The sequence below is a fragment of the Pseudomonas sp. SJZ131 genome (genome assembly GCF_007828705.1).
GTDB classification, from domain to species: Bacteria; Pseudomonadota; Gammaproteobacteria; order Pseudomonadales; family Pseudomonadaceae; genus Aquipseudomonas; species Aquipseudomonas prosekii.
The window spans coordinates 825,455-836,511 of sequence record NZ_VIVC01000002.1 but is presented as its reverse complement, the minus strand read 5'-3'; the positions used below and the strand labels follow the sequence as shown (position 1 = coordinate 836,511).

Sequence of the window (11,057 nt, the reverse complement as noted above, 5' to 3'; positions counted from 1 at the left end):
CCAGCTGCTACAAGGGATCGCAGACAGCCAGACCCAACCCGCACCAGACCACAAGAAAAAGACTGTAACGACATGTCAGAACCGACCTTACTGAACAACGAAATTCGCGACTGGCTGATGGACTGTGGCCTGTTCGAGCAACTGCTGCCGGTGGATTTTGCCGCGGCCGCCGGCTATTTCAGCATCAGCACCATCGCCGAGGGCGAGGCGATATTCCACGAGGGCGATGCCGGCAGTTTCATGTGCATCATCCACACCGGCCAGGTGTCGGTGCAGAAGACCAACAGCGACGGGCAAACCGTGATCATGGCCACTCTGCGCAGCGGTCGCGCATTTGGCGAAATGGCCGTGCTCGACGGCGAGCGACGCTCGGCCACGTGTGTCGCGGCGAGCCATTGCCAATTGCTCAATCTGGGCAAGGACTCGCTGGAAAAGATGCTCAACGAAGCGCCGAAGATCGCCGCGAAAATCATCCGCGCCCTCGCCGTCTCCCTCTCCAAACGCCTGCGCATGGCCGATGGACAGCTACTCTCGCAACAGGTCTAACCGCCCGGTGTCTTGATTTTCGTGCCGTTCTGCTCAAGGCCCGGCAACGGCTGGTCCTTGGTCGGTGGGCTGGGCTTTTCAATCGGCACCAGCGGCGGCCCGCCACTGCCCGGCCCGGTGCGCGGCACGGCGGTTGGGGTAATTTGCGGGTACGGCGTCGGTGTTGCCGTGCCGGGCGAACCGGACATTGGCGCCGGGCTGATGGGGATGGTTTGCAGCTCCTGGGCCTGCGCTGCAGTTATCGAGAGCGCGGCCAAGGCAATGACCGTTAGAATGGTGCGCTTCATCAATGGCTCCGTTGGCCTTGTTGTCTGTTCGCAGGCTACTCCCAACCGCGTCCGTTTGCCTTATGCCAATTTTTTCCAAGAGCCTGCCATGAAACGTTTCGTTCTACTCGACACCGCCCCCATTCCTGAAAACGGCGGTGCCTTGTGCCTGTTCGAATATGGCGAGGATTTCGTCATCAAGATTCAGGGCGGCGACGGCGGCCAGTTGATGAACACGCGCATGCACGGTTCCGAAGATGCCTTGGCCGAGATCCCTTGCCGCAAGGTAGCCGGGCGGCCGAATTCGCGGGTGTTGATCGGTGGCCTGGGCATGGGTTTCACCCTCGCCTCCGCGCTCAAGCACTTGGGTAAAACCGCTGAAGTGGTGGTCGCGGAACTCGTGCCGGGCGTGGTCGAGTGGAATCGCGGCCCGCTGGGCGAGAAGTCCGGCAACCCGCTGCTCGACCCGCGCACGGTGATTCGCATGGAAGACGTGGCCAAGGTGCTGCAAGCCGAGCCGCAGGGTTTCGATGCAATCATGCTCGACGTCGACAACGGCCCCGAAGGCCTGACCCAACGCGCCAACAGCTGGCTTTATTCGGCCGGCGGTCTCAGCGCCTGCGCCAAGGCATTGCGGCCCAAAGGCGTGCTGGCGGTGTGGTCGGCCAGCGCCGACAAGCAGTTTTCCGAGAAGTTGAAGAAGGCCGGTTTCAAGGCTGAGGAAGTCCAGGTGTTCGCCCACGGCAACAAAGGCACGCGCCATACCATCTGGATTGCCGAGAAGCTCAAGGGCTGAGCTAAACTTGCCGCCTAACCGTCATTAGTCTTTTACAAAGGTGAACCCATGAGTTCGTCAACGCCGACCAATACCTCGAAGCTGGATCGCATCCTCGCCGATAACCAGCGCGACAAGGAAATGGGTTACCGCGACAAAGCGCTGAAGATGTACCCGCATGTTTGCGGCCGCTGCGCCCGTGAATTTTCCGGCAAGCGCCTCAGCGAACTGACCGTGCACCACCGCGATCACAACCACGACAACAACCCGCAGGACGGCTCGAACTGGGAATTGTTGTGCCTGTATTGCCACGACAACGAACACTCGCGCTACACCGATCAGCAGTACTTCCACGAAGGCTCGCTGAGCACGCCGAAAATCGCCAAAGCCACGCATAACCCGTTTGCGGCGCTGGCCGGGCTGATGAAGAAAGAAGACGACTGATTGCTTGCCGTGCGTTGCATCTGTGGGAGCCGAGCTTGCTCGCGATGGGGCCGTGTCAGCCGGCATCACCATTCCTGACACACCGCAATCGCGAGCAGGCTCACTCCTACAGGGGGATTTGGGTTGGACGCAGATATTACGCCACCCAAAAATCCAATGTGGGAGCGAGCCTGCTCGCGATTGCGATCCCCCAACCACCACCAATCCCGCAATCTGCCCGCGCCCGTGCAATCCCCGTATAATCGCCCTCTTTTTCCCGAAGGCACCCCGCTCGTGGCAGACAAACGGTACAGCTGCATTGGTTTGTATAACCCCAAGTCACCGGAGAACGTCGGTTCGGTGATGCGCGCCGCTGGCTGTTATGGCGTGGCGTCGGTTTTCTATACCGGCAAGCGTTATGAACGCGCCGCCGACTTTGTCACCGACACCAAACGCGTGCACTACGACATCCCGCTGATCGGCATCGACGACCTGAAAAAGATCCTGCCGCTGGGCTGCGTGCCGGTCGCCGTGGAATTGGTCGAAGGCGCGCGCTCGCTGCCCGAATACACCCACCCGGACCGCGCGCTGTACATTTTCGGCCCGGAAGACGGCTCGCTGGATAAAGAGATTCGTGACTGGTGCGAAGACGTGGTCTACATCCCGACCACCGGGTGCATGAACCTCGCGGCCACCGTCAACGTCGTGCTTTACGACCGCATGGCCAAAGGTCTGAACACACGCTCCGGGGCAAAATTCCGCTGAAGTGCTGACATTCGATGGAACAAGCGGCGCGCCCCGGCAGTCAGCTTACTTATCATCGATAAACAGCCATTGATGCGGCTATTCACTCAGCACTATTCCCGTCAGGAGACAGATCATGAGCGAACTCAAACGCGTAGAACGCATTCAATCCACACCTTTCCAAACCCCTGCCGAACAGAATGTTCACGGTTGGGAGCGCATCGGCTCGCTGGCCGGCGGCGTGGTCATGGTCGGCAAGGGCCTGCGTCGCGGTGGTGTTTTCGGTTTGATCCAAGTGGCGATCGGCGGCGTAGCGATGGCCCGTGGCATCACCGGCCACAGCTCGGTAAAAAGCCTGCTGGAGAAAAGCCGTCAGGACATCAACAACGTGCGCGCGAAGATTGAGCGTGCCGGTGATGAACTGAGCCGGTTGAAAGCCAATGCCGAAGCGGCGACTGAAACGGCAACCGTCACCGGCAATGATTCGCTGACTTCGCCCAAGACCGGGATTTGATTCGTCAGAGCCTTGCAAGAATTGCTTTGAGGCTTATGGCCTCTTCGCGGGCAAGCCTTGCTCCTACTGGTTTGTGTCGCTCACGAACCTGTGGGAGCGAGCTTGCTCGCGATGGCGATGTCACTGCAGCAGCTCGCTATCGAGCACGGTCGAAGCCTCGCCGATTACGCTTTCGCTAAGCTGAATAAACTCTTTGGTATCGACGCTTTCCAAATGCATCGCTCCGCGCTGCACGTCATCCAGCGAACGTTTGTTGCGCGTCTTCAAACGAATCTCGTGATCCAGTTCCTGTAACAACAAAACCGCTTTCGCTACCTGCGCCGGATTAATCTGCGCGCCACGCAGCGTCGTCACTTTCGCGCTGTCCTTGGACAATTTCTTCTGCAAACTCTCGTAGCGCTCATCGCTCATCCCGCCCGCGCGGCGCATCAGTTCGATGGCGTAATACTCGGCCAGGCCTTCGCTGATCCAGTCACTGTGGCGGCTGTCGTTGACCCGTCCGAACACCTGCACCAACTCACGCACCAGCGCGCTGCTGCCGCTTTCGCTGACCAGCGGCAAACGGCTGTTGAGGTAGATCGACTCAGTCCCGGCCAGACTGCCGCGCCACATCGGGTCGTTGGCGCCGACAATCAGCAGTTTGCTCGGATGCCGCGGGAACACCGCTTGCGCCTGCGGCCAGATGAACGTCAGCAGCGTCAGCACGTCCATGCGGCGCATGCCCTGCCCCAGCGGCGAGGCGACGGTGACTTCGGTTTCGCCCAGACGCGTGCGGCGGCTGCCGAGGTGGCCGGCGAGCATCCAGCCGGTGGGCCGGTCGAACAGGCGCGAGACGTTATTGACGCGGAATTTGTTTTTGCCGATGCGCGGCCAGGCGGTTTCGACGCTGTTCCAGCCGTTGGGCAATTCGAATTCCAGGCGTGAAACCAACTCGACGCCGTCCTGTTGATCGAGTTTCGCTGGCGGCACCAGATCATCGCCGCGCATCAACGCCCACTTCGGCGTCATCCGCGTGTCGAAACTACCGCTCTTGCGCCCATGACTGATGCGCACGCGATACGTCAGGCTGGCCTTGTCGGCGGACGGTTGCCAGACCCCACGCGCGGTTTTGCCCGGCGTCAGTTGCCATTGGCCGTCAGCCTTGAAATCGCTGTAATGGCTGCCGTCGCCGAGGTCGAAATCGAGGCTGCGTACCGCCGAGCCTTGCGCCAAGGTCAGGCGCACTTCGGCCTGATCGCTTTGCGGCAACAGACGCACGTGATAATCCAGATCGACCTTCTTCGCCGCCCACAGCGACGAACTCACGGCCAGTGCCGCAACGGCCAATGCCAGACGCAATCCCACAGCCATACGCACTCCTTGTGGCGAAATTTCAGTGATCAACAATGTTGGGGAGAGTGCCTGTGCACTCCTGGCATTCAGCCCGCGCGAAAGATCAGGTGATCTTCCCAATCGTCTTCCGGCACGCTGCCCTCGGCGAGCATGCGCCCGGATTGCGAGATCCGTTGGTGGTGCACCGCGTCGCGATCACCACTCACCAGGTGATGCCATTGCGGCAGGTCCTTGCCTTCGCTGACCAGCCGATAACCGCAGGTCGGCGGCAACCAGCGGAATTCTTCAGCCTTGCCCGGCGTGAGCTGGATGCAATCGGGGACGAACTCGCGACGGTTCGGGTAATTGCTGCACTGGCAGGTGTTCAGGTCCAGCAGTTTGCAGGCGATGCGCGTGTAATAGACGCTGTTGTCTTCTTCGTCTTCAAGCTTTTGCAGGCAGCACAGACCACAGCCGTCGCACAGCGATTCCCATTCCAGGGTATCGAGTTGCTCGAGGGTTTTGCGTTTCCAGAACGGTTCGATTGCGGCGGCCATGGTTCGAGCATCAACATCAGGTGGTGAAAAGGCCGCCAGTCTAGTGCCCCGCGCCTTGCGGGCCAAGTGCTGGCGACTGTCGGTACAACGTGCTTGTCAGTTGTGGCGCCGCGAAGTAGCTTTGCCAGTCGCCACGAGCCAAATCTGAAGGCCATTAACGCGCAACCGCGTTGCATTCCGGTGACCACCACGGCTCGGCAAAAACCTCATCGCTCAGCTAACTGTGGCCGCAGGTTTTTCACTCCGACTTTGACTCAAACGTAACAAGGAAGATTTGCATGAGTGCCACTCCACGCGTTGCCGATTACGCCATTCATCCCCAATTCACCGATCGCTGGTCGCCGCGTGCGTTTACCGGCGAGGCGATTGCCGAAGAAACCCTGCTGAGCTTTTTCGAAGCCGCGCGCTGGGCGCCATCGGCCTACAACTCGCAGCCGTGGCGCTTTCTTTATGCGCGCCGCGATACGCCGAACTGGGAGCGGTTTCTCGGTTTACTCAACGAGTTCAATCTTGGCTGGGCGCAGCATGCGTCGGCGCTGGTGATTGTGATTTCCAAGACGACTTTTGCAGTGCCCGGGGCGACCGAAGAAACCCCGGCCCAGACTCACGAATTCGACACCGGTTCGGCGTGGGGGCATCTGGCGCTGCAAGCCAGCCTCAGCGGGTGGCACACCCATGGCATGGCCGGTTTTGATCAGGAACTGACGCGCAAAGAACTGAACATCCCCGAGGGATATGCGCTGCACGCGGCAGTGGCGGTCGGCAAACTCGGCGATAAAACGACGCTGGCGGAGTACCTGCAAGCGCGTGAGGCCCCGAGCCCACGCCGCCCGCTGAGCGAACTCGTGGCTGAAGGCAACTTCACTCTCTGAACGCGCTACCCGATCGTTCCCACGCGGAGTGAGGAACGATCATTGCGATCAATATCCGCGGTCGAAATCAACTTCACCGCGCAGCGCCTCGCCCGCGTGATAGGCGCGCAGGTTGTCGACGAACAGCTTGACCATCATTGATGGCGAAGTCGGCGCCGAGCTGTGGCCGGTCAGGAGCAAACCCCAGGCGGTCCAGAACGGATGGCGCTGCGGCAACGGTTCCTGACGGCAGACGTCGATCACCGCGCCGGCCAGATGCCCTTCTTTCAAGGCCTCGACCAGATCCGCATCGACCACCGCCACCCCGCGTCCGACGTTGATCAATACGCCAGTCGGCTTGAATTGCTTGAACAGCGCCGCGTCATACAGATCATGGGTATTCGGCGTGTTCGGCAGCAGGTTGACCACGTAATCGACTTCGCCGACCAGACGCGGCAAGTCTGCCAACGCAGCCACTTCAACAAACGGTGCCTGCTCGCGAGCCTCGCTGGCGATGCCGTACAGTTCGACGCCAAACGGCACGAGGAAATTGGCCACAGTCTGGCCAATGTCGCCAGTGCCGACGATCAACACCTTGCGCCCCGCCAGGCTCTGGCCCTGACGGCTGTCCCACTTGCGCTCGACCTGGCTGACCAACCGCGCCAGCACTTCGCGCTCGTGGCCGAGCATGTAAGTCAAAACGTATTCGGCCATGACCTGGCCAAAAATCCCCACCGCGCGGGTCAGGCGATAGTGGCGTGGCAGGCCGTCGGCGAGCAGCGGCGTGATGCCGGCCCAGGTCGATTGCAGCCATTGGGGCTGATGGCCCTGACGCAGCAGATTCGCCAGCAGGTCCGGCTGGCCGAGCCAGATCGGGCAATCGGCAGCCTGGCGGGCCAGCTCGGCGGAATCACCGCTGGTCAGCACTTCCAGCTCAGGCGCGGCTTCGCGCAACAATTGGGCATACACCGGGTGGTCGTGTTCAGCAATCAGAACGCGCATGGTTCAAACCTTTCGAAAACAGTGCAAACGGCCGTTGAAGGAGATTCGCTCCCTCACCACGGCCGTCGCCAAAATCATTCCAGTGTTTCATACAGGCTCTGAACAGAACCTGTCTGCCGATCACATCGGGTCGTTGCGACGCAGCAACTCTTCGGGCAAGTGCTCGATGTACTCGTCCTCGGCCGGCGGCATCTGCAAGTGGTAGCCCTGCTTCTCGAGGTTTTCCAGGACCACGGTGATGTCCTCGCGCGACAACTTGCGCTCAGGCGTCAGCACCAGGTCGAAGGCGTGATGCGGCTTGCCGAACGCCGCCATCAACGATTCCGGGACGCGCTCCAGTGCATCGCTTTTGAGCACATAGAGGTACATCTCGTTTTTCTTCAGGCTGCGATAGATGGAGCAAATACGTTTCAAGGCTGTTCTCCGGCGGTGGCCAGGCTGTCGAGCAGCGCCTGGCCCATCAATTCGCGGCGCCAGCCACGCAGCGAATCAGGCAATTGGTAAGGACCGTTGGGGTAGCCGCTCTTGAGCAGCGCTTCCAGGGTTTTCTTGCGCAGCATCAGTTCTGGCGCGATGTTCAGGCGTTCGGCTTCAGCCTGGCCGATGGCGCGCAATTGCTTGATCAGCGCGGCGGCGTCGACCGGCAACGGCTCCGGCACGGCGGGCGGCCATTGGTCCGGCGACACAGTGGCAGAACGCTTGATCAGATCAAGCAGGAATTCGCCGTCCTGACGCACGGTACGCGGGTGCATGTCTTCGATTTTCGCCAGCGCGCCGAGGTTGTCCGGTTGCGTGCGCGCCAGTGGCCACAGCGAATGTTCACGGACAATGCGGTTGCGTGGCAGGTCGCGGGCCCGCGCTTCACGTTCGCGCCAGGCGCACAGTTCACGCAGCACCGCGAGTTGCGCGCGGGAGAGTTTCCAGGCCAGTTTGGCTTCGCGGTAGACCTCGTACGGGTCGACCTCGCGGCGCAGGTTGGCGACCAGTTCGGCGCCGTCCTCCAGCACCCATTGGTATTTGTCTTCGGACAATTTCGGTTGCAGGCGTACGAAAACTTCCGCGAGATGCAGCGCATCTTCGGCGGCGTAGCTGATTTGCGTGTCGGACAGCGGACGTTGCAGCCAGTCGGAACGGGTTTCGCCCTTCGGCAGATCGATGCCGAGCACTTCCTGCACCAGCCGCGAATAACCCATCGAGAAACCGAGGTTCAGGTAAGCGGCGGCCAATTGCGTGTCGAACAGCGGCGCCGGCAGGCTGCCGGTCAGGCGCAACAGAACTTCGAGGTCTTCGCTGCACGCATGGACGACTTTGACCACGGCCGGGTTTTCCAGCAACGCGGCCAGCGGCTGCCAGTTATCGATGGTCAGCGGATCAATCAGGTAAGCGCGTACACCATCGCCAATCTGCAACAGGCCGGCAATCGGGTAAAAAGTGTCGACCCGCATGAATTCGGTGTCGAGGGCAACGAATGGCAGCTGCTGCCACTCGGCGCAAAACTGACCGAGGCTATCGTTGTCGCGAATCCAGTGAATATCGATGGCCACACGGCTCTCCCTTGAAGAATGGCGCGCAGTATATATCGCCCCCGGCGATTTCCGCGCATCCACTGAACAAGAGCTTTAGCGAAAAGACTCACGCGAAGGCAAGAAACGTCTGACAAAGGAGGTTAATTGGCCTTACGCAGGACATAGACGCGCATGCGCGCGCAACCGGGGAAGAAATCCTGATGACTGAGCAGGCTGAAACCCGCCAGTTTGAACTCGGCTTCCACCAGTGCCCGGTTCGCCAGCGGCTCGGCCGACAGGCGCTTGATCGAAGCCGAGCGACGCCCGAAGCGGTTTTGCAGCCTGACCGCGACGATCACCGTGTCGCGGCTGACGCGATGAAACTCCGCCAACATCGCCAAGCGGTGCTCCGGGCTGGCGATGTGCTGAAACAATTGCATGCAAATCATGCAATCCACCGCGTTCGCCGACAGGTCGAGGGTGAACGCCGAACTCTGGAAGGTCTTGATCCGCTCCAGCAACTGCTGCGGATGATGCACGCGCGCATGATCGAGCATGTCCTGCGACGGATCGGACGCCAGAATCACCCGGTTACCGTGCTCGGCCAGCACCGGCCAGAAACGCCCGGCGCCGCACGCCACATCCAGCAACAACCCCGGCTCGCCGGCAACATTCAGCGCATTGCGCACCAGTTGCTCGACGCGCCAGAACGCCAGACGCTCGACCCATCCACGCGATTGCGGCTGCTGGCAGACGCGGGCGTGTTGCAGATCGTAGCGCCGGGCGAACTCAAGTTCGACGGCGGATGGGGGCAGCGCGGACATGTGCAGGGGCTCTTGTTGGAATATCGACCGATCGCAGACTATCGGCAACTCTGTGAAAAATAAGTCGAAACGATTATTTTTTTGCCAACACGCCGTCGATCACCGCCCGCCGACATCCGGCAAACATGTCCAGTTCGGGGTTGTAGACCGTGCTGTCAACTTCCAGCAAACCCAGCATCGAATGGAACAAGTTGTCCTGGCTCAGGGGTTTTTCGCGGCTCAGTTGCAGGCAATGGGTATCGACCGAGAACGACTGTTGATAGCTGTCGGAGAACCACGCCAGCATCGCCACATGTTTTTGTTGTTCCGGCGCCATCATGTAAGGCGTGCCGTGCAGGAACAGGTTGTACTCGCCCAAAGACTCGCCGTGGTCGGACAGATAGAGCATCGCGGTATCCACTTTGTCCTGATTGCGCCGCAGCAAATCAATCAGCGTCGACAGCACGTGGTCGGTGTAGACCAGCGTGTTGTCGTAGCCGTTGACGATACTTTCGCGGCTGCAATTGTTCAGCGCATTGCTTTCGCACACTGGGGTGAAGTGTTCATATTCCTTGGGGTAACGCTTGAAGTAGTCCGGGCCGTGGCTGCCCATCTGGTGCAAGACCAACACCGTGTCTTTATCCAGCGTGTCGATAAAGTGCTGCAAACCTTGCAGCAGGATTTCGTCACGACATTCGCTGTTGGCGCACAACGTCGGGTCTTTCAAGTTGCTGACATCGTCGAGTGTCACCCGATCACAGGTGCCTTTGCAGCCTGACTGGTTATCGCGCCAGATCACGTCGAGCCCGGCGCGCTTGAGTACATCGAGCAAGCCTTCTTCATTTTTTGCCTGGCTGGCGTTGTAATCCTTGCGGCCCATGTTGGAGAACATGCACGGCACCGACACGGCGGTTTCGGTGCCGCAGGAATGCACGTCGGTAAAGGCAATCAGGCCTGCTTCTTTGCTGAGTTGCGGGGTGGTGTCGCGGTCGTAGCCGAGGATGCCGAAGTTCTCGGCCCGGGCACTTTCGCCGACCACCAGCACCGTCAGGGATTTGCGCCCGTGGGTTTGCCAGGTCAGGTCTTTGCGGGCGTCCTCGCCGATTTTCACGAAGGGTTGCTGCGCCGACGCCACTTGCTCCCGTAAATACCCGATGGAAGCACCCAGGTAATTGCTCGGCACTACCATCAAATGCAATTCATGGTGATTGCGAAACAACGAGGACAAACCTTGATAGTTCACCAACGCCACTCCACCGATAACTGCAACCGACGCAATACTCACCAGCGCCTTACTTAACAGGTCGCGATGCCAGGAGCGGTAAATCAGCGGGGTTTTCCACAATAACCACGAAGGTAAAACCCCAAGCACAACAATAAACGCCAGTAACTTTAATGAGAGTAAATCGCGCACTTCGGCAGGATTGGTTTCAGCCAGGTTGCGAAACATGCCGGCGTCGATCAATACGCCGTATTGGCTCATGAAATAAGCCACGCCAGCGCTGACCATAAACAGCAACGTCAATAGCGGCTTTAATATCGGCCGGAACGCCAGCAGGGTCAGCACGATATTGAACGCAGCGAACACCATGACTGCGAACGCCACGCGCATCAGGATGCCCTGCGCGTTGGAAGCCGTGATTTCAAACAAGTGTTGCCAGAGCACCCAATTAAAACCGGCCAATAAAAACGCGCTGGCAATCAGTGTCACCCACTCGGGGCGCACGGCTTTTAACTTGAACATGGGAATTGATAGTCCT

General features: G+C 59.9%; 14 protein-coding genes. 6 read left to right on the top strand and 8 right to left on the bottom strand.

All coding sequences use genetic code 11. The annotated features are described in order from the left end of the window. Positions 1-72: 72 nt before the first annotated feature. Positions 73-546, top strand: a complete 474-nt coding sequence (locus FBY12_RS10850) for a cyclic nucleotide-binding domain-containing protein (protein WP_145252863.1) — start codon at positions 73-75, stop codon at positions 544-546. Here the strand turns inward: FBY12_RS10850 and FBY12_RS10845 are convergent. Then, positions 543-833 (bottom strand): hypothetical protein, encoded by a 291-nt coding sequence (locus FBY12_RS10845; protein WP_145252862.1) that lies wholly within the window; start codon positions 831-833, stop codon positions 543-545. The two genes, FBY12_RS10850 and FBY12_RS10845, sit on opposite strands and share 4 nt — an antisense overlap. Positions 834-921: 88 nt before the next feature. On the opposite strand from FBY12_RS10845, the gene FBY12_RS10840 reads away from it, so the two are divergent. The 4 genes from FBY12_RS10840 (at position 922) to FBY12_RS10825 (ending at position 3,268) form a co-directional block, all read left to right on the top strand. Next, positions 922-1,608: a spermidine synthase gene (locus FBY12_RS10840; RefSeq protein ID WP_092271720.1), complete on the top strand. Its 687-nt coding sequence runs from the start codon at positions 922-924 to the stop codon at positions 1,606-1,608. A 48-nt stretch (positions 1,609-1,656) separates the two neighbouring features. Next, the gene (locus FBY12_RS10835) at positions 1,657-2,031 is read left to right on the top strand and encodes a YajD family HNH nuclease (protein ID WP_092271723.1); all 375 of its coding nucleotides are present in this window, start codon (positions 1,657-1,659) and stop codon (positions 2,029-2,031) included. Positions 2,032-2,304: 273 nt separating this feature from the next. After that, positions 2,305-2,775: an RNA methyltransferase gene (locus tag FBY12_RS10830; protein ID WP_010462134.1), complete on the top strand. Its 471-nt coding sequence runs from the start codon at positions 2,305-2,307 to the stop codon at positions 2,773-2,775. A 115-nt stretch (positions 2,776-2,890) separates the two neighbouring features. After that, on the top strand, positions 2,891-3,268 hold the full coding sequence (locus FBY12_RS10825; RefSeq protein WP_145252861.1) for a DUF2892 domain-containing protein: 378 nt from the start codon (positions 2,891-2,893) through the stop codon (positions 3,266-3,268). Between the two features lie 120 nt (positions 3,269-3,388). Here FBY12_RS10825 and FBY12_RS10820 read toward each other — a convergent pair whose 3' ends face one another. Continuing rightward, a complete protein-coding gene (locus tag FBY12_RS10820; RefSeq protein WP_145252860.1) occupies positions 3,389-4,618 on the bottom strand; it encodes a hypothetical protein in 1,230 nt (409 codons plus the stop codon). 68 nt (positions 4,619-4,686) lie between these two features. Next, positions 4,687-5,136 (bottom strand): YcgN family cysteine cluster protein, encoded by a 450-nt coding sequence (locus FBY12_RS10815; RefSeq protein WP_145252859.1) that lies wholly within the window; start codon positions 5,134-5,136, stop codon positions 4,687-4,689. Positions 5,137-5,414: 278 nt separating this feature from the next. On the opposite strand from FBY12_RS10815, the gene FBY12_RS10810 reads away from it, so the two are divergent. Further along, positions 5,415-6,008, top strand: coding sequence for a nitroreductase family protein (locus FBY12_RS10810; RefSeq protein WP_145252858.1), 594 nt, complete (start codon positions 5,415-5,417; stop codon positions 6,006-6,008). Between the two features lie 48 nt (positions 6,009-6,056). Here FBY12_RS10810 and FBY12_RS10805 read toward each other — a convergent pair whose 3' ends face one another. The 5 genes from FBY12_RS10805 to FBY12_RS10785 form a co-directional block, all read right to left on the bottom strand. Then, on the bottom strand, positions 6,057-6,989 hold the full coding sequence (locus FBY12_RS10805; RefSeq protein WP_145252857.1) for a D-2-hydroxyacid dehydrogenase: 933 nt from the start codon (positions 6,987-6,989) through the stop codon (positions 6,057-6,059). A 120-nt stretch (positions 6,990-7,109) separates the two neighbouring features. Beyond that, complete coding sequence (locus FBY12_RS10800; protein WP_007898694.1) at positions 7,110-7,403, bottom strand: YcgL domain-containing protein; 294 nt, start codon at positions 7,401-7,403, stop codon at positions 7,110-7,112. Beyond that, the gene (gene rnd / locus FBY12_RS10795; protein WP_121734289.1) at positions 7,400-8,533 is read right to left on the bottom strand and encodes a ribonuclease D; all 1,134 of its coding nucleotides are present in this window, start codon (positions 8,531-8,533) and stop codon (positions 7,400-7,402) included. Before rnd ends, FBY12_RS10800 begins: the two co-directional genes overlap by 4 nt. A gap of 122 nt (positions 8,534-8,655) precedes the next feature. Then, positions 8,656-9,318 (bottom strand): class I SAM-dependent methyltransferase, encoded by a 663-nt coding sequence (locus FBY12_RS10790; RefSeq protein WP_145252856.1) that lies wholly within the window; start codon positions 9,316-9,318, stop codon positions 8,656-8,658. A 73-nt stretch (positions 9,319-9,391) separates the two neighbouring features. After that, positions 9,392-11,041 (bottom strand): phosphoethanolamine transferase, encoded by a 1,650-nt coding sequence (locus tag FBY12_RS10785; RefSeq protein WP_145252855.1) that lies wholly within the window; start codon positions 11,039-11,041, stop codon positions 9,392-9,394. Positions 11,042-11,057: the final 16 nt, after the last annotated feature.

Coding starts and splice junctions, on each gene's coding strand:
- FBY12_RS10850 (WP_145252863.1), top strand. CDS start 73: ATGTCAGAACCGACCTTACTGAACAACGAAATTCGCGACTGGCTGATG.
- FBY12_RS10845 (WP_145252862.1), bottom strand. CDS start 833: ATGAAGCGCACCATTCTAACGGTCATTGCCTTGGCCGCGCTCTCGATA.
- FBY12_RS10840 (WP_092271720.1), top strand. CDS start 922: ATGAAACGTTTCGTTCTACTCGACACCGCCCCCATTCCTGAAAACGGC.
- FBY12_RS10835 (WP_092271723.1), top strand. CDS start 1,657: ATGAGTTCGTCAACGCCGACCAATACCTCGAAGCTGGATCGCATCCTC.
- FBY12_RS10825 (WP_145252861.1), top strand. CDS start 2,891: ATGAGCGAACTCAAACGCGTAGAACGCATTCAATCCACACCTTTCCAA.
- FBY12_RS10820 (WP_145252860.1), bottom strand. CDS start 4,618: ATGGCTGTGGGATTGCGTCTGGCATTGGCCGTTGCGGCACTGGCCGTG.
- FBY12_RS10815 (WP_145252859.1), bottom strand. CDS start 5,136: ATGGCCGCCGCAATCGAACCGTTCTGGAAACGCAAAACCCTCGAGCAA.
- FBY12_RS10810 (WP_145252858.1), top strand. CDS start 5,415: ATGAGTGCCACTCCACGCGTTGCCGATTACGCCATTCATCCCCAATTC.
- FBY12_RS10805 (WP_145252857.1), bottom strand. CDS start 6,989: ATGCGCGTTCTGATTGCTGAACACGACCACCCGGTGTATGCCCAATTG.
- FBY12_RS10790 (WP_145252856.1), bottom strand. CDS start 9,318: ATGTCCGCGCTGCCCCCATCCGCCGTCGAACTTGAGTTCGCCCGGCGC.
- FBY12_RS10785 (WP_145252855.1), bottom strand. CDS start 11,041: ATGTTCAAGTTAAAAGCCGTGCGCCCCGAGTGGGTGACACTGATTGCC.